The sequence below is a fragment of the uncultured Cloacibacillus sp. genome (assembly GCF_963926575.1).
Lineage (GTDB): Bacteria > Synergistota > Synergistia > Synergistales > Synergistaceae > Caccocola > Caccocola faecigallinarum.
Genome location: NZ_CAWUXW010000003.1, coordinates 19,676 through 37,187 on the forward strand (window position 1 = coordinate 19,676; position 17,512 = coordinate 37,187).

Consider the following 17,512-nt stretch of genomic DNA (forward strand, 5'->3'; position numbering starts at 1 on the left):
AAAGGGGAAAATTTCAATGGCGGAAGAAAGAAAACATACGACGCTGTCGGGCTACGAGCTGAAGCGCGTATACACCGAAGAAGACATAAAGGGTGAGGACCTCAAGGCCCAACTCGGCGAACCGGGCCACTATCCGTTCACGCGCGGCATCCGCGAGAACATGTACCGCGACGGCAAGCTCTGGACGATGGGGCAGTACGCGGGCTTCGCCTCCGCTGAAGAAGCCAACAGACGCTTCCGTTACATCATTGAGCAGGGCGGCACGGGCTTCTCCGTCGCGCTCGACCTGCCGACGCAGATGGGTTACGACTCCGACGACCCGATGTCCGAAGGCGAAGTCGGAAAGGTCGGCGTCGCGATAGACTCCCTCGCCGACATCGAAGCGCTCTTCAAGGGCATACCCTTCGAGAAGGTGCGCCAGATACGCACGACTGCGAACGCGAACTCCATCATCATGCTCGCCTTCTATGTCGCCTTCGCGAAGAAGAACAACATAGACCCGAACTCGATAGGCTTCTTCCTCCAGAACGACATCCTTAAAGAATACATGTGCCGCGGCACCTACATCTTCCCGCCGGCGGCCGGCGTCAAGCTCTCCGTCGACGTGCTCGAATACTGCGGCAAGCACCTGCCGCACTGGACGCCGATAGCGGTCTCCGGCTACCACATCCGCGAGGCCGGCGCTACCGCGGCGATGGAGCTCGCCTTCACGCTCGCCGACATGATCGAGTACTACGACGCGGCCGTGAAGCGCGGCGTCGACATCGTGGCCGCGACTTCGAACAGCTACTTCTTCCTCGGCGCGCAGCTCGACTTCCTTGAGGAAGTCGCGAAGTACCGCGCGGCGCGCCGCCTCTACGCGCGCATCATGAAGGAGCGCTACCACGTCACCGACGAAGAGGCGCAGCGCCTCAAGATATTCGCCTTCACGAGCGGCTCGGCCCTCACCGCGGAGCAGCCCATCAACAACGCCGTCCGCGTCACGATGCAGACGATGGCGGCCGCCGCTGGCGGAATCCAGACCTTCCAGCCTCCTCCTACGACGAAGCCATCTCGCTCCCGACGCAGGAGGCCGTCACCCTCTCGCTGCGCACGCAGCAGATAGTCGGCTACGAGTCCGGCCTCACCGAGACCGTAGACCCGCTCGGCGGTTCCTACGCGGTCGAAGCGCTCACCAACGCTATTGAGAAGGACGTCCTCGCGCTCCTCGACACCATCGAGAAGAAGGGCGGAGCGATGAAGTGCATCGAAGAGGGCTTCCAGCAGAGAATGCTCGCCGACAACGCCTACAAGTATCAGAAGGCCGTCGACAACAAGGAGCGCATCGTCGTCGGCGTCAACGAGTTCAAGGACGGCAAGCCCATCGAGCCCGCGCAGTTCACCGTCTCCGAGGACGTCGCGATCAAGCAGACCGAGAAGCTCAACAAGCTCAAGGCGACGCGCGACAACGAGCGCGTAGCGAGAGCCCTCGCCGCCGTCAAGGAAGCCGCGCAGAAGGACGAGAACCTCGGCGACTACATGATCGAGGCCGTCGAAGCCTACGCGACCATCGGCGAAATCTGCGGCGTGCTCAAGGAAGTTTACGGCAAATACACGCCGATGAAGATTTACTAAAGGAGGAACCGTCACTATGGTAAAAGTTTTGATAGCAAAACCCGGACTTGACGGCCACGACCGCGGAGCGAAGGTAGTAGCCCGCGCATTCGAAGAGGCCGGAGCCGAAGTCATCTACACCGGCCTTCAGGCGACGCCCGACGAGATAGCCGACATCGCGGCCAAAGAGCACGTCGACGCGGTAGGCGTCAGCCTTCTCTCCGGCGCGCACAACACGCTCATGCCGAAGGTCATCGACAAGGTGAAGGCCAAAGAGGGAATGGACAAGACCGTATTCATCCTCGGCGGCATCATCCCGCAGCAGGACATCCCGGCGCTCATGGAAAAGGGCGTCAGCGGAGTCTTCGGCCCCGGCACGCCGCTCGACGAAGTCGTCGACTTCACCTTCGAGCAGATAGCGATGGCGAAGGCCGAGGAGCTCGCGGAGAACGCCGCGCAGGATATGACGAACAGGGCTTCCAACATCTAACCAAGCACATAGACGAGTTGTAAAAAGGGAGGAACCTACATGAAAGGAATACTTGACGGAGTAAAAGTTCTCGGTCTCGAGCAGCAGGTCGCAGGCCCCACCTGCACCATGATGCTCGCCGACCAGGGCGCCGAGGTGCTCAAGGTCGAGCGCCCCGGAACGGGAGACACGGCGCGCGAAATGGCGCCGCTTCTCAAGAGCGAAGACGGCGGAGTGCAGAGCGGATACTTCGCGCGCTTCAACCGCGGCAAGAAGAGCATCACCATCGACATGCAGTCCGCGGACGGACAGGCCGTCCTCTGGGACCTCATCAAAGAGGCCGACATCGTAATCGAAAACCTGAAGCCCGGACTCATGGACAAGCTCGGCTTCACCTATGAGAAAATCAAAGAGGTCAACCCCGGCCTCATCTACGTCGCGATAAGCGGCTTCGGACGCTCCAAGAAATACGAAGGCCCCTACGCGAAGCGCCTCGCCTACGACATCATCGCGCAGGCTATGGCGGGCCTCATGTACACCTGCGGAAGCGACCCGCAGGGCCCGCCGACATGGCTCGGCTTCGCGCTCGGCGACTCCGGCACCGGCGTCTACGCCGCCTACGCCGCCATGCTCGGCTACGTCAACAAGCTCCGCACCGGTAAGGGCGAATACTTCGACGTATCGATGTACGACTGCATGGTCGCGCTCGCCGAGCGTTCGCACAACGTCTACGCCTTCACCGGCAACGTCGTCACGAGAGGCCCGGACAAGCTCATCGCTCCGTGGGGACCGTTCAAGTGCAAAGACGGCTACGTCGCCATCATCGTCCCGACCGAATCCATGTGGAAGAAATTCCTCACCGCCATCGGCCACCTCGAGCTGCTTGAGAACCCCGAAATCCAGTCCGGCCCCGGACGCGGCAAATACATGGAGACGCTCATTCGTCCGATAATCAACGAATGGCTCGCCGACAAGACGAAGGTCGAGGCCTGCGAGATATTCATGGCGCAGGGACTCCCGTGCGGCCCCGTCCAGAACTCCGAGGACGTCGCGCACGACGAGCACACCAAGAAGCGCGAGATGATAGTCACGCTTCCCGACCCGATCATCGGCAAGATTTCGATGGTAGGCTGCCCGATCAAGATGGAAGAGCACGAGCCGACCTACAAGCCGCTGCCGAACCTCGGCGCCGACACAGACGCGGTCCTCAAGAGCCTCGGCTACAGCGACGAAAAGATAAAAGAGCTCCACGACAAGAAAGCCATATAACGCAGCTTTTTATATAAAAGGGGATATTAAAAATGGAAAACGTAGTAATCGTATCCGCAGTCCGCACCCCGTTCGACAAATTCGGCGGAGTTATGAAAAATGAAAACACCGTAGCCCTCGGCTCCTTCGTCGTCAAAGAGGCTATGGAGCGCGCCGCGGTAGACCCCGCGGAGGTCGAGGAGACCTACATAGGCATCAACATGCCGACGGCGAACCGCTCGATAGCGCGCCAGATTTCGCTCGCGTCGGGCATGCCGCCCGAGGCCAACTCGACCACCGTCGACCGCGCCTGCTGCTCCTCGATGGTAGCCATCGCGATGGCGAAGCGCGCCATCGAGCTCGGCGACGCGAAGATAACCGTCGGCGGCGGCTCCGAGAACATGAGCAACGTCCCCTACTTCCTCGAAGACCTCCGCTGGGGCAAGCGCATGGGCGACGTCGTCCTCAAGGACATCATGGTCGTCTCCTGCCCCTACACCGGCGAACCGCGTGCGAAGCAGGCCGGCGACGTTGCGCTCGAACTCGGCATTTCGAGAGAGATGCAGGACGAGTGGGCCTACCGCAGCCAGATGTACTACCAGGAAGCCTTCAAGGCCGGCAAATTCAAGGATGAGATAAAGCCTTACACCGTCCACACGAAGAAGGGCGACATCGTCATCACGGACGACCAGCAGCCGCGCCCCGACACGACGCTCGAAGGCCTCGCGAAGCTCAAGACCGTCAACCAGAGCCCGACCGTCACTGCGGGCAACGCGCCGGGACTCAACACAGGAGCCAGCGCGCTCGTCCTTATGGCTGAGAGCGAAGCCAAGCGCCGCGGCATCACGCCGCTCGCGACGATAGTCGCCCACGCACAGGCCTCCGGACATCCGAAGTACATAGCGACCATCCCCGCTTTCGCGGCGAAGAAGGCGCTTGACAAGGCCGGAATGACCATCGATCAGATGGATGTCATAGAAATCAACGAAGCCTTCGCCGTCATGCCGCTCGCCTCGACGATATACCTCGGCGACAACGACCCCGCGAAGGTCGAAGCCATCCGCGCGAAGACCAACATCAACGGCGGAGCGATAGCGATAGGACACCCGACCGGAGCCACCGGCGGCCGCCTCGTCATGACGATGGCCTACGAGCTCCAGCGCCGCGGCGGCGGCTACGGCCTCTGCACGATATGCGGCGGAGTCGGCGAAAGCGAAGCGTTCATAATCAGAGTGTAGTTTCTGCACCATCTCCACACATCCTGTGCGCCGGCCTACCTCCCGGCGCACAGCTTAACAGGAGGGGATTGAAATGGAATTCAAAGATATAATCTACGAGAAGTACAACGGCAGAGCCAGAATCACCATCAACCGTCCCGACGCGATGAACATGTTCACCCAGCGCACGCTGGTCGAGATGATAACGGCCCTCCAGAGCGCGTGGAGCGACAAGGAAGTCGGCGCGGTGATACTCACCGGAGCCGGAAACCGCGCCTTCACGATAGGCGGCACGCCCGCCGAGGTCGCTGAGGACGCCGCGCCCGTCGAGAAACTGCCGATGGTCAGCCTCTTCGCCCAGCTTCTCACCACCGTGCGCAACATACCGAAGCCTGTAATCGCCGCCGTCAACGGCTACGCGATAGGCGGAGGCCACGTGCTCCAGGTCGTCTGCGACCTCACGATAGCTTCCTCGACCGCGAAGTTCGGCCAGGTCGGGCCGAAGGTCGGCACCTTCGACGCGGGCTACGGCAGCGCCTACCTCGCGCGCATAGTCGGCGAGAAGAAGGCGCGCGAGATGTGGTACCTCTGCCGCAAGTACAGCGCCGACGACTGCCTCAAAATGGGGCTCGTCAACGCGGTCGTAGAGCCCGACAAGCTGCTCGAAGAGACCGACAAATGGGTCGACGAGATAGTCAACAACAGCCCGACGGCGCTCGCGGCGCTCAAGGCCTCCTTCAACGCCGACAGCGACGCGCTCTGGGGCGTGCAGTCGATGGCGGGCGTCGCGCTCGGCGTCTACTACGGCACCGAAGAGGCCAGGGAAGTCGGCGCGGCCTTCCGCGAGAAGAGAACGCCCGACGTGGCGAAATACCGCTAGAATTTATACGGCACAGATAAAATTTTGAAAGGGGAGCATAATTCATGGCTATAGCAGCTGGAGACAGAACTCCTAAAACTCCTGAAGAAAGAGGATTCCAGATAATAGACATACACGCGCATCCGTTCATCCGCGGAGGATATCCGCCGGCAATGAAGGCGATGCTCGCTTCGAGAAAATACACCCAGCCCAACTGGCGCGGCAAGTCCGGCAACGCGACGCTCGAAGACCTCAAGGCCGAGTTCGACGAGACAGGGCCGGAGGTAATGGCGAACGACGCCAAGAGCCACGGCGTCAAGATGCAGCCCGTCGCGTGGGACGCGACGAGCGGAATGGGCGAGCCGCCGACGAGCAACGAGTTCGTCTACAACCTCTGGCAGCAGTACCCCGATTCGTTCTTCGGAGCCTGGGGCTCGGTCGACCCGTGGCAGGGGCAGCAGGCCCTTCACGCGGCGGAGCACGCGCTCGTAGACCTCAAGCTCATAGGCCTTAAGTTCCAGCAGTGCACGCAGAAGTTCCGCGTCAACGACCGCCGCTTCTTCCCGCTCTGGGACCTCTGCCAGCAGCTCGGCGCGCCTGTGCAGTTCCACATCGGCTACACCGGAATGGGCAGCGGAGCCCCCGGCGGCGACGGCCTCTACAGCATGACCTACTGCCAGCCGCTCGACGTCGACGAGGTCGCCGCGGAGTTCCCGCGCCTCAAGATAATCGCGCTCCACGTCGGCGAGCCGTGGCCCGAAGTCATCAACCACGTCGCGATGCACAAGACGAACGTCATGCGCGAGACCTCCGGCATGTGGCCGAAGTACTTCCCGCAGTGCATGCTCTACGAGATGAACCGCCGTCTCCAGGACAAATTCATATTCGGCTCCGAGTGGGGCGTCTTCAAGCTCAGCGAGATACTCAAGGAGTGGGAAGAGCTCGACCTCAGACCGGGAATCATGGAGAAGGTCATGTACAAGAACGCGCTCAACTTCCTCGGCGAGCGCTTCGAGCAGTGCGGACTCGACCTCAGCCCCTGGAAAGGGTTAATGTAACGGACAAAGCGAAAGCTTTCCGCGCCGCGCGCAGCCGTAACGCGCGCGGCGCGTTTTGACAGTACGGCGAAGCTTTTCGGCGTTTTTTCTTTTTTATAAAATTTATTCAAATCTTTGCGGCGCGGAGCGCGGAACCTCTCTTCCCGTTCGCGTCCCGCCTATAGGGAGAATGGTCAAATGAATCAAAGTCTTCAGACTATGCTTGATCTGAAAGCGCACATCATGCTTCAGGGCGGGCAGGAGAGGATCAACAAGCAGCACGCCAAAGGCAAGCTGACCGCGAGAGAGCGCGTCGATCTGCTCTTCGACCCCGGCACCTTCGTCGAGTACAACATGTTCGTCAAGCCGCGCGCGACGCGCTTCGGCATGGACAAGGTGGACGCGCCCGCCGACGGCATCGTCACGGGCCACGGCCTCATCAACGGACGCCGCGCCTTCGTCTACTCGCAGGACGCGACCGTGCTCGGCGGCTCGATGGGCGAGATGCACGGCCTGAAGCTCGCGAGGATGCAGGAGCTCGCGCTCGAGGCGGGAGTCCCCATCATCGGCCTAAACGACTCGGGCGGCGGACGCCTCCAGGAAGGCCCCGGCGCGTCGGTCTACGGCACGGTCTTCTACAACAACGTCAACGCCTCGGGCGTCATCCCGCAGATTTCCGCGATAATGGGAAGCTGCGCTGGCGGCGCCTGTTATTCGCCCGCGCTCACAGACTTCGTCATAATGGTCGACAAGTCGAGCAAGGCCTTCATAACGGGGCCGAAGGTTATCCAGCAGGTGACGGGCGAGGTCGTAGACCTCGAGACGCTCGGCGGAGCCGCGACGCACAGCACGAAGTCCGGCCTTTGCCAGCTCGTCGCGCGCGACGACTACGACTGCATCGCACAGATCAAGTGCCTGCTCAGCTTCTTCCCCGACAACTGCACGCAGATGCCGCCGGTCTACCAGTGCGGCGACGACGAGAACCGCAGGATAGAGGAGCTCAACGACATCATCCCGGACAATAAGCGCAAGTCCTACGACATGAAGAGCATCATCACGAAGATCGCCGACGACAACTTCTTCTTCGAGATTTCGCCGATGTACGCGCGCAACATAATAATAGGCTTCGTGCGCATGGGCGGAATGCCCGTCGGCGTCGTCGCGAACCAGCCCGGCTGCATGGCCGGCTGCCTCGACATCAACGCCTCGTGCAAGGCCGCGCGCTTCATCCGCACCTGCGACGCCTTCAACATTCCGCTGCTCTCGATAGTCGACGTCCCGGGCTACCTGCCCGGCGTGCAGCAGGAGCACGACGGCATCATCCGCCACGGTGCGAAGATGCTCTACGCGTGGGCCGAGGCGACGGTGCCTAAGATAATCATGCCGATACGCAAATCCTACGGCGGAGCTACGCCCGCGATGTGCAGCATAGACATGCACGCCGACTTCGTAATGGCGTGGCCGACCTGCGAGCGCGCCGTCGTCGGAGCGGACGCTGCCGTCGCCGTGCTCTACAAGAACGAGATAGAGCAGGCTGCCGACCCCGCGGCTGCGAGGGAGATGTACAAAAAAATGTACGAGGACGAGTTCCTCAACCCATACCGCTCGGCGGAGCTCGGCAAGTTCGAGGACGTTATAGAGCCCGCGGAGTCGCGCAAAAAGATAATCCAGACTCTGCGCATGTTCTGGGGCAGGAAAAAGCAGCGTCCGGCGCGCAAGCACGGCAACATTCCGCTCTAAGCGGAGCGCGCACGGAACGCCGGCAACATAGAATAACTTCTTCACCAACCCCACCCATACTGTGCACCGGCCTCGCCGCCGGTGCACAGATTCATATGAAAATTTTTTGACGACCCTTTAAGGAGGTTCTTTCAGCGATGAATATGCTGTTGTTAACGGGAGTAGTCGGAGCGCTGGCGCTTGGATACGCGGCGGTGGCATCCGGCAAGATAGGCGCGTTTAAGGTAGACCACGCGCGAGTGAACGAGCTGTCCGGAATCATCCAGGGAGGGGCCATGGCCTTCCTTTACAGAGAATACAAAGCCCTGGTCCCATTCGTAATCGTAGTCGGCGCACTCCTCGCATGGAAAATAAACCCGCAGAGCGCCGTCTGCTTCGTCTGCGGAGCCGTATGCAGCGCCCTCACCGGCTACGTCGGAATGAGAGTCGCCACCAAATCCAACGGTAAAACCGCCTTCGCCGCAACCCACGGCATGAACGACGCGCTCAAAATAGCCTTCACCGGCGGCAGCGTCATGGGAATGACAGTCGTAGGCGTAGGCCTCCTCGGCGTAGTAGTCATGTACTTCATCTTCAACGACGCCAACATAGTCACAGCCTTCGGCTTCGGAGCCAGCTCCATAGCCCTCTTCGCCCGAGTCGGCGGAGGCATCTACACCAAAGCCGCCGACGTGGGAGCCGACCTCGTCGGCAAAGTAGAAGCCGGAATCCCCGAAGACGACCCGCGCAACCCCGCAGTCATAGCCGACAACGTCGGAGACAACGTCGGAGACATAGCGGGAATGGGAGCCGACCTCTTCGAATCCTACGTCAACTCCATAATAGCCGCAATGGCCATAGGAGCCCTCGTCATGGACCAGGGCGGAGTAATCTACCCGCTCCTCCTCTCCGCCATAGGCATAATAGCCTCCATACTCGGCACCTTCTTCGTCAGAGTCAAAGAAGGAGGAGACCCCGCCAAAGCCCTCAGAATAGGCCTCGGCTCCACCGGCCTCTTCATGATAATAGGCGCCTACTTCCTCACCAACTGGATGTTCGGTGACCTCACCCTCTTCTTCGCGGTCATCTCCGGAGTAATCTGCGGCCTCCTCATAGGAGCAGCCACAGAATACTACACCTCAGGCGACTACGGCAGCGTCAAAGAAATAGCCGCCGCCTCCGAAACCGGAGCCGCCACCAACATCCTCGCCGGCCTCGGAGTCGGAATGAAATCCACAGCCATCCCCGTAATCCTCGTCTGCATAGCGACCCTCGCCGGCTACCAGTTCGGCGGCCTCTACGGCATAGCCTGCTCCGCAGTCGGAATGCTCGCCATCACGGGCATGGCCCTCTCCGTAGACGCCTACGGCCCCATCGCCGACAACGCCGGCGGCATAGCCGAAATGGCCGAACTGCCGCACGAAGTACGCAACATCACAGACAACCTCGACGCCGTAGGCAACACCACAGCCGCCGTCGGCAAAGGCCTCGCCATAGGCTCCGCGGCCCTCACCGCCCTCGCCCTCTTCGTCGCCTACGCCGAAGCCACCAACCTCACCACCATAGACCTCAAAGACCCCAAAGTCATGGTAGGCCTCTTCATCGGAGGACTCCTCCCCTTCCTCTTCAGCGCCCTCTCCATCCAGGCAGTAAGCCGCGCGGCTGAGAAAATGATAGAAGAAGTCCGCCGCCAGTTCAGAGAAATCCCCGGCATAATGGAAGGCACCGGCCGTCCCGAATACGAACGCTGCGTAGACATCTCCACCGCCGCGGCCCTCAGAGAAATGATAGTCCCCGGCCTCATGGCCGTCCTCGTACCCGTCATCGTCGGACTTGCGCTCGGCGCTCCCGCGCTCGGCGGACTCCTCGGCGGCTCCATAGTCACCGGAGTAATGATGGCCATATTCATGTCCAACTCCGGCGGCGCGTGGGACAACGGCAAAAAATACATAGAAAGCGGCAACTTCGGCGGCAAGGGAACCCCTGCTCACGCGGCCGCGGTAGTCGGCGACACCGTAGGCGACCCCTTCAAAGACACGGCGGGTCCGAGCCTCAACATCCTCATCAAGCTCATGTCCGTCGTCGCCACTGTCCTCGCTCCGCTCTTCGCGTTATAAAGAGGCGCGGAACGCGTGCGCGCTGTTGCGGCGCGCGCCGAAATGTGCTAATATCTCTCAGTTGACTAAGGTCAATGGGTTCAAGCAGAGGAATGCGCCTCTCGCCCGTCGGTTCAGCTTGCTGCCGGGCTTGCCCCTGAAGATATGATTTCAGGTCCGAGTGCATTCTTATGCGCTCGGACTTTTTTATTTGGAGAATTTTACTCAGGAGGTGTAATGCCATAGCAAACACAAAAGAGGACGAACCGCGCGTAAATTCCGAGATCAGATGCCCGGAGGTTCTTCTCATAGACGAGTCGAACGTGAAGCGCGGAGTAGTCGGCATTCAGGAAGCGCTTAAAATGGCCGAGGCGGCGGAGCTCGACCTCGTGGAGGTCGCCCCGCAGGCGAAACCGCCGGTCTGCCGCATAATGAACTACGGAAAGTACCGTTTCCAGCAGCAGAAGCGCGACAAGGACGCCCGCAAGAAGCAGAAGAATCAGGTCGTCAAGGAAATCAAGATGCGTCCGAAGATAGACCTGCACGACTACGAGTTCAAGGTCAAGGCGATCAAGGCCTTCCTTGAGGACGGACACAGGGTCAAGGTTTCGATATTCTTCCGCGGACGCGAGATGGCCTTCCTCGACAGGGGACGCGACGTGCTGAACAAGGTGCTCGACGCCGTCTCCGACTACGGCAAGATTGAGATGGAGCCGCGCATGGAGGGCGCTTATATGCGCATCATGATAGCGCCGGCCGCGGATTCGCCGGCGAAGAAGCAGGCGCAGAAAAAGCAGCAGAAGCCCGCTGAGGAAGCGCAGGCCGCGGCTCCGGCGCAGCCCGCTCCCGCGAAGCCGCAGAAGGTCAAGAAGAACGTCCTGCCTGATGCAGACCAGATATAAGAATATGCCGCAAACTGGCAGAAATTAGAGGAGGAACCTAGCAATGCCTAAACTGAAAACACATTCCGCAACGAAAAAACGTTTTAAGATAACGGGCACCGGTAAGGTCAGCTTTAAGAAGAGCGGACGCGGACACCTTCTTTCGTCGAAGAACTCGAAGCGCCTCCGCACGCTGAGAAAGAAGGGCATCCTTCTTCCGGGCATCGAGGCCCACGTCAAGAAGATGCTCCCCTACGCGTAAGCGCGGGGCCGGACGTTTCATCTTAAAACAAAATCTCAAGGAGTGACTTATAATGCGAGTAAAGGGTTCAAGCGCCAGCCGCAATAAACATAGGAAGCTGTACAGCATTACGAAAGGATTCTGGGGACGCAAGAAAAACGTCTACCGCCGCGCGCGCGAAGCTTACCTGCACGCGCTGACGAGCGCCTTCGCGGGCCGCAAGAACAGAAAACGCGACTTCCGCAAGATGTGGATCATCCGTATCAATGCGGCAGCCCGTGCCAACGGCATCGCATACAGCGCGCTCATCAACGGTCTCAAGAAGGCCAACATCACCATCAACCGCAAGATGCTCGCCGACCTCGCGGTAAACGACGCTCCCGCGTTCGCCCAGCTCGTGGAGAAGGCGCGCGCGGCTCTGTAAGACAGCCGGGCCTTCGGGCCGAAGCCGTGCGAAATTGCAAATACACACCTCTTACAAAGTAGAGAGAGTTATCGTCCTAGGCTTCCTGCTGGTAATATTGGCAGGAGCCTTTCTCTTATGGCTCTCCAATAATTTCGTCCACGACATACCGATGACGCCCGTAGACGCGCTCTTCATAGCGACTTCGGCGGTGTGCGTCACCGGGCTCAGCGTCATAGACGTTTCCAAGGAGACGGGCGTCGTCTCGCAGCTCGTGCTTCTGTCGCTGATTCAGATCGGCGGCCTCGGCATCATGACGGGCATGATGTTCATGTCGCTCGTCGTGAGCCGCAGGGTCGGCATCAAGGGCAGGATATTCTTCCTCGGAGGCTTCGGCGTCGACGGCATACAGGGCGCTGTGAAGCTTTTCTTCACCGTCATAAAGTTCACCTTCGGCCTCGAAGCGATAGGCGCGCTGATTTTTATAGCGGGCTTCCTGCTCGACGGCGAGAGCTTTGGGCGGGCGGCGTATCTTGCGATATTCCACTCGATAAGCTCGTTCTGCAACGCGGGCTTCTCTCCGTGCCCGGGCGGCCTTCAGGGCTACGCGACGACGCTTATAGTCCCGGGCGCGGCGATGGCGCTCATCATACTCGGCGGCATCGGCTTCCCCGTCTTCGCCGAGTGCGCGGCGCGCTGGAAGGACAGAACCTTCCGCCTCTCCGCCTACGCCAAGCTCGTCGTCGGCATGACGGCGGGGCTCGTCTTCGGCGGCGCGCTGCTCCTGCTGCTTTCGGACTGGAACGGCGCTCTGCGCGACTATCCTGTGTGGGCGAAGGTATGGAACGCGCTCTTCATGAGCGTGACCACGAGAACCGCCGGTTACGACACGGTCGCGCCCGGCACGTTCTCGGGGCTCGGACAGGCCGTCATGGTCGTGCTGATGCTAATAGGCGCGTCGCCCGCCTCGACCGGCGGCGGCGTAAAGACGACGACCTTCGGCGTCCTCGCGGTCGCGGTGTGGAGCGAGCTCCACGGACGCGGCGGCTCGACCTTCATGGGGCGCAGCATATCCCCGTCGACGGAGCGGCGCGCGCTCTCGGTAGTAGCTGTCTATCTCATGACGATGCTCGCCGGCACCGTGCTGCTGACCTTCACGGAGAAGATGCCCTATTCGGCGCTCATCTTCGAGGCCGCCTCCGCGCTTGCCACGACGGGGCTCTCCGTCGGCATCACGCCGGAGCTCTCCACGCCCGGCAAGCTCATCATAACGACGCTGATGTTCTGGGGACGCGTCGGCCTCTACACATTCCTCTCCACTCTCATAGCTCCCGACGGCGGCTCCGAGATACGCTACCCGGAGACGCACGTCCCGATAGGATAACGAAGGGGATTCAACCATGAACGGCAAAGAACAGAAGACATATCTCATTGTCGGCCTCGGACGCTTCGGAACGGCGCTCTGCGAGAAGCTCGCCTCTCTCGGGCAGAACGTCATCGGCGTCGACAGCTCCGCAGCGCCCGTCGCGGAAATCGCCGATAAAATCTCGGTCGCGGCGCAGATGGACGTGACCGACGAAGCGTCGCTGATAAAGATCGGCGCGAAGGAGGCCGACGTCGCGATAGTGACGATAGGCGAGGCCGTCGAGCCGAGCGTGCTGTCCACGTCGCTGCTCGTCGAGCTCGGAGTGCCGCTCGTCATAGCGCGCGCATGCAGCAAAATCCACGCGCGTGTGCTCGAGCGCGTCGGCGCGCACCGCGTCATCTTCCCGGAGTGGGACATGGGCGCGCGCATAGGCGAAGCGCTCGTCTATCCGTGGTATTCGTCCTTCACTAGGATAGACGGCGGAAATTTCGTCATAGGCAAAATTTCGCCGCTTCCCGAAATGATAGGGCACACAATGGCCGAGCTGAAATTTTCGCAAAAATACAAGGTTATTGTTATACTTATGGAATATGGCGGAAAGCAGTACAGCCCCAACCCGATGCGTCCCATCGAGGAAGGGGACAAGCTGTGGATACAGGGCACGATAGACGACATCCAGGCCCTCGTCGGCGCGGAATAGCCGCCGCGCTGCGCTCCGCCAGAAGATGAAATTTACCCGGCGCATGTAAAAGCGCCGCGGCAGGAGGCATAAAGATGCAGGAGAACGACGGTTCGAAGGCCCCGCAGGCAGCGGACGGCGGCCTTCTCGAAAGATTGGAAAAGATAAAGGAGTCGGGGCTTCAGAAGATAGCGGAGAGCACGCTGCCCGACCAGCTCCAGCTTGTCAGGGCGAACCTTCTCGGACGCAAGGGCGAGCTCACCGACATCCTGAAAAGCGTCGGACAGGCCGCGCCGGAGCTGCGCAAGGCGCTCGGACAGGCGGCGAACGAAGTCAAGCAGATTCTCTCCGACGCGGTGGAAAAGCGCGGCGAAGAGCTTCTCAATTCGCTCTCGGCCTTCGAGGGCGAGGCCGACATAACGGTTCCCGGCACGGTTCCGTTCCGCGGCGGGCTGCACCCCGTCACTCAGATGTGCTACGACCTCAACGACGCCTTCCGCTCGCTCGGCTTCGAGATATTCTCCGAGCCGGAGATTACGAGCGAGAAATACGCGTTCGACAACCTCAACTTCGCGCCGGAGCACCCCGCGCGCGAGAGCATGGACACCTACTGGCTCAAGGGCCACGACGAGGAGCGCGGGGCGAAGCGCCTCTGCCTGCGCCCGCACCTTACGGGGGCTTCCGTGCGCTACCTCATGGAGCACGGCGCGCCCGCGCGCTTCGTGTATCCGGGGCGCGTCTACCGCAACGAGACGACCGACGCGCGCCACGAGAGGGCCTTCTTCCAGTACGAGGCGCTCATCGTAGACAAGGACTTCTCCTTCGCATCCGGCATGGTGCTCATCAAGACGATTCTCGAAAAGGTATTCGGCCACGAGGTGGACGTGCGCATGCGCGTCGGCTTCTTCCCGTTCGTCGAGCCGGGCTTCGAGATAGACATGAAGTGCCAGGTCTGCGGCGGAGCGGGCTGCAAGGTCTGCAAGCACGTCGGCTGGATTGAAGTCATGCCCGGCGGCACGCCGCACCCGAACGTCCTGCGCGCGGCGGGCCTCGACCCGTCGGTGTGGTCGGGCTTCTATATCAACATCGGCCTCGACCGCCTTGTCATGATGCGCTACGGCGTCGACGACGTGCGCCTCTTCCACAGCGCCGACCTTCGCTTCCTTCAGCAGTTCAAGTAGGAGGATGAAATTATGAAGCTTTCGTTAAACTGGATAAAACGCTACGTCGACCTTCCCGCGGACCTCACGATGGACAAGCTCGCCTACGACCTCACGATGTGCACCGTCGAGGTCGAGGACGCGACGAACATCGGCGAGAGCCTCGCCGGCCTCGTCGTCGGAAAGATTCTGACGGTCGACAAACATCCCGACGCGGACAAGCTGCGCGTCTGCACCGTAGACGTCGGCGACCCCGAGCCGTCCGTGATAGTCTGCGGCGGAATCAACCTCGCGCCGCAGCAGCTCGTCGCCGTCGCGAAGCCCGGCGCGTGGGTCAAATGGCACGGCGAGGGCGACCCCGTCGAGATAAAGCCCGCGAAGCTGCGCGGCGTCATGAGCTACGGAATGATCTGCGCCTCCGGCGAAATCGGCCTCGCGGAGCTCTTCCCGACGACGCAGCCCGCCGAGATAATGGACATCACTGAGTTCGGCTCGGCCCCCGGAACGCCGCTGGCTGACGCGCTCGGCCTCAACGACGTGATTCTCGAAATAGACAACAAGTCGATGACGAACCGCCCCGACCTCTGGGGACACTACGGCATGGCGCGCGAGCTCTCGGCCATCTATAAATGCCCGCTGAAGCCAATCGAGCCCGTCGAGCTTCCCGAAATGAGCGAGGAGCTCAAGGTCGAGATACAGGACGACGCGCGCTGCACGCGCTACACGGGCTACATAATCAAGGGAATAAAGAACGTCCCGTCGCCCTTCTCGCTCAAGAGCATGCTCTGGCGCGTCGGGCAGCGCCCGATAAACCTTCCCGTCGACATCACGAACTACATAATGTTCGCGACTGGGCAGCCGACGCACGGCTTCGACCGCAAGCACATCACGGGCGGCATCGTCGTGCGCCGCGCCTATGAAGGCGAGCAGCTTGTGTTGCTTGACGGCGAGACTCTGAACCTAACCGCCGAGGACCTCGTCATAGCCGACGAGAAAACGCCCGTCGGCCTCGCGGGAGTTATGGGCGGCAAGCTCGACTCGATACTCGAGGATACGAACGAGCTCATCCTCGAAATCGCGAACTTCAGCCCGCTCGGCATACGCCGCACCTCGCAGCGCTTCGAGCTGCGCACCGACGCTTCGTCGCGCTATGAGAAGGGCATCGACCCGCAGCGCGTTGACGACGCGGCCGCCGTCGCGCTCGCGGCCTTCAAGGAATATTTCCCCGAGTCGCAGGTCACGGCGCACACCGACGTATATCCGCGTCCGCTTGACTGTGCCGTCGTCGAAGTGAGCCTCGACTTCCTGCGCAAGCGCCTCGGCCGCGATTTGTCCGCCGCCGACGTCGAAGAGATTCTCGACCGCCTCGGCTTCAAGACCGAGGAATGCGGCGGCACCCTTCGCATCACGGCCCCGTCGTGGCGTTCGACGGGCGACATATCGCTGCCCGACGACATACTCGAAGAGGTCGCGCGCCTCATGGGTTACGTGAACTTCCCGTTCATCGCCCCGACGGTGACGCTCGACCACGCGATAAACCAGCGCGGCCCGCAGCTTGAGCGCGCGGTGCGCGAGTACCTCGCCTTCCGCTGCAACATGCAGGAGATCTTCACATATCCGTGGATCGACGACCTCTACATCGAGGCCTCCGGCGTAGATACCTCCGACATGCTTGAGCTTTCGACGCCGCCCGCGCCCGAGGAGAGACGGCTTCGCTCGACGCTCGTCCCGGGACTGCTCGGCGCGGTCGTGACGAACCTGCGCTACTTCTCCGACTTCCGCATCTTCGAGCTGACGCAGGTCTTCCTCGACAGGAACTACCACAGCGTCAACTCCGAGGACGAGCTTCTGCCCGAGATGGCGCGCCACCTCGGAGCGGCCTTCGTCGGAAGCGACGCGCGCGCGCTGTTCCGCGAGGCGAAGGGCGTGCTCGAATACATGCACCGCGCGGTGCAGATGGAGCCGCTCGGCTTCGTCCAGAATGACAAGCCGTCGTGGGCCGACGACAAGCTCTGGGTCAACGTCACGCGCGGCGGCGAAGTGATAGGCTCGCTCGGCCTCGTATCTCCGAAGTGCGCGAAGGCCGCGGGCATCAAGCGCAGCCTTGTCATGCTCTTCGAGATAGACGTGGAGAAGCTCGTGCCGCTCGCGTCGCGCCAGAACGAGTTCGCCCACCTGCCGGAGTACCCGCTCTCGGACTTCGACCTTTCGATAGTCTTCGACGAGAGCGTCGCGTGGCGCGACATCGAGGCGATAGCGCGCAAGGCCGACCTCGTGAAGGACGTGCGCTTCATCGACGAATACCGCGGCAAGCAGGTCGGCGCGGGCAAGAAGTCCGTCTCGTTCAGAATATGGGTCGGCTCGGACAAGGGAACGCTGACCTCGGAGCAGATAGAGAACGTCGCCAAGCAGGTGACTAAAAAGATAAACAAAAAATTCGGCGGAGACGTGCGCGGAGCGCAATAGTCTGCTAGACTTATGCGGGGAGGGCTTCTGCCTTCCCCGCGCGCCGTACCGGCGAAAAGAACACGGAGGTGTCTTGCA

General features: G+C 61.2%; 14 protein-coding genes and 1 pseudogene. All 15 read left to right on the forward strand.

The window, feature by feature from the left end; all coding sequences use genetic code 11:
• Nucleotides 1-16 precede the first annotated feature (16 nt).
• The 15 genes and pseudogenes from ABGT66_RS05120 (at nt 17) to pheT (ending at nt 17,434) form a co-directional block, all read left to right on the forward strand.
• Nucleotides 17-1,614 (forward strand): annotated as a pseudogene (locus ABGT66_RS05120) (methylmalonyl-CoA mutase family protein).
• A gap of 16 nt (nt 1,615-1,630) precedes the next feature.
• On the forward strand, nt 1,631-2,083 hold the full coding sequence (locus tag ABGT66_RS05125) for a cobalamin B12-binding domain-containing protein (protein ID WP_300263318.1): 453 nt from the start codon (nt 1,631-1,633) through the stop codon (nt 2,081-2,083).
• Nucleotides 2,084-2,122: 39 nt separating this feature from the next.
• Nucleotides 2,123-3,331: a CoA transferase gene (locus ABGT66_RS05130; protein ID WP_346689283.1), complete on the forward strand. Its 1,209-nt coding sequence runs from the start codon at nt 2,123-2,125 to the stop codon at nt 3,329-3,331.
• Nucleotides 3,332-3,363: 32 nt separating this feature from the next.
• On the forward strand, nt 3,364-4,548 hold the full coding sequence (locus ABGT66_RS05135; protein WP_346689284.1) for a thiolase family protein: 1,185 nt from the start codon (nt 3,364-3,366) through the stop codon (nt 4,546-4,548).
• 73 nt (nt 4,549-4,621) lie between these two features.
• Nucleotides 4,622-5,407, forward strand: coding sequence for an enoyl-CoA hydratase-related protein (locus tag ABGT66_RS05140; protein WP_346689286.1), 786 nt, complete (start codon nt 4,622-4,624; stop codon nt 5,405-5,407).
• Between the two features lie 44 nt (nt 5,408-5,451).
• Complete coding sequence (locus ABGT66_RS05145; RefSeq protein WP_294194747.1) at nt 5,452-6,444, forward strand: amidohydrolase family protein; 993 nt, start codon at nt 5,452-5,454, stop codon at nt 6,442-6,444.
• Nucleotides 6,445-6,642: 198 nt separating this feature from the next.
• Entirely contained in the window at nt 6,643-8,163 is a 1,521-nt protein-coding gene (locus ABGT66_RS05150; protein WP_346689287.1) for an acyl-CoA carboxylase subunit beta, read from the forward strand.
• Between the two features lie 137 nt (nt 8,164-8,300).
• Nucleotides 8,301-10,259 (forward strand): sodium-translocating pyrophosphatase, encoded by a 1,959-nt coding sequence (locus ABGT66_RS05155; protein ID WP_346689289.1) that lies wholly within the window; start codon nt 8,301-8,303, stop codon nt 10,257-10,259.
• Between the two features lie 221 nt (nt 10,260-10,480).
• Entirely contained in the window at nt 10,481-11,140 is a 660-nt protein-coding gene (gene infC / locus ABGT66_RS05160) for a translation initiation factor IF-3 (protein WP_294194874.1), read from the forward strand.
• A gap of 43 nt (nt 11,141-11,183) precedes the next feature.
• Nucleotides 11,184-11,381, forward strand: coding sequence for a 50S ribosomal protein L35 (rpmI, locus tag ABGT66_RS05165; protein ID WP_294194851.1), 198 nt, complete (start codon nt 11,184-11,186; stop codon nt 11,379-11,381).
• A 52-nt stretch (nt 11,382-11,433) separates the two neighbouring features.
• Entirely contained in the window at nt 11,434-11,784 is a 351-nt protein-coding gene (gene rplT, locus ABGT66_RS05170; protein ID WP_346689291.1) for a 50S ribosomal protein L20, read from the forward strand.
• 97 nt (nt 11,785-11,881) lie between these two features.
• On the forward strand, nt 11,882-13,147 hold the full coding sequence (locus ABGT66_RS05175) for a potassium transporter TrkG (protein ID WP_346689293.1): 1,266 nt from the start codon (nt 11,882-11,884) through the stop codon (nt 13,145-13,147).
• Between the two features lie 16 nt (nt 13,148-13,163).
• Entirely contained in the window at nt 13,164-13,829 is a 666-nt protein-coding gene (locus ABGT66_RS05180; protein ID WP_294194857.1) for a TrkA family potassium uptake protein, read from the forward strand.
• 74 nt (nt 13,830-13,903) lie between these two features.
• Nucleotides 13,904-14,989, forward strand: coding sequence for a phenylalanine--tRNA ligase subunit alpha (locus ABGT66_RS05185; protein WP_294194859.1), 1,086 nt, complete (start codon nt 13,904-13,906; stop codon nt 14,987-14,989).
• 12 nt (nt 14,990-15,001) lie between these two features.
• Nucleotides 15,002-17,434 (forward strand): phenylalanine--tRNA ligase subunit beta, encoded by a 2,433-nt coding sequence (gene pheT / locus ABGT66_RS05190; protein ID WP_346689295.1) that lies wholly within the window; start codon nt 15,002-15,004, stop codon nt 17,432-17,434.
• Nucleotides 17,435-17,512 lie beyond the last annotated feature (78 nt).

What these genes read in the sequence shown, in the direction of transcription:
- ABGT66_RS05125 (WP_300263318.1), top strand. Translation starts at nt 1,631, where the DNA reads ATGGTAAAAGTTTTGATAGCAAAACCCGGACTTGACGGCCACGACCGC.
- ABGT66_RS05130 (WP_346689283.1), top strand. Translation starts at nt 2,123, where the DNA reads ATGAAAGGAATACTTGACGGAGTAAAAGTTCTCGGTCTCGAGCAGCAG.
- ABGT66_RS05135 (WP_346689284.1), top strand. Translation starts at nt 3,364, where the DNA reads ATGGAAAACGTAGTAATCGTATCCGCAGTCCGCACCCCGTTCGACAAA.
- ABGT66_RS05140 (WP_346689286.1), top strand. Translation starts at nt 4,622, where the DNA reads ATGGAATTCAAAGATATAATCTACGAGAAGTACAACGGCAGAGCCAGA.
- ABGT66_RS05145 (WP_294194747.1), top strand. Translation starts at nt 5,452, where the DNA reads ATGGCTATAGCAGCTGGAGACAGAACTCCTAAAACTCCTGAAGAAAGA.
- ABGT66_RS05150 (WP_346689287.1), top strand. Translation starts at nt 6,643, where the DNA reads ATGCTTGATCTGAAAGCGCACATCATGCTTCAGGGCGGGCAGGAGAGG.
- ABGT66_RS05155 (WP_346689289.1), top strand. Translation starts at nt 8,301, where the DNA reads ATGAATATGCTGTTGTTAACGGGAGTAGTCGGAGCGCTGGCGCTTGGA.
- rpmI (WP_294194851.1), top strand. Translation starts at nt 11,184, where the DNA reads ATGCCTAAACTGAAAACACATTCCGCAACGAAAAAACGTTTTAAGATA.
- rplT (WP_346689291.1), top strand. Translation starts at nt 11,434, where the DNA reads ATGCGAGTAAAGGGTTCAAGCGCCAGCCGCAATAAACATAGGAAGCTG.
- ABGT66_RS05180 (WP_294194857.1), top strand. Translation starts at nt 13,164, where the DNA reads ATGAACGGCAAAGAACAGAAGACATATCTCATTGTCGGCCTCGGACGC.
- ABGT66_RS05185 (WP_294194859.1), top strand. Translation starts at nt 13,904, where the DNA reads ATGCAGGAGAACGACGGTTCGAAGGCCCCGCAGGCAGCGGACGGCGGC.
- pheT (WP_346689295.1), top strand. Translation starts at nt 15,002, where the DNA reads ATGAAGCTTTCGTTAAACTGGATAAAACGCTACGTCGACCTTCCCGCG.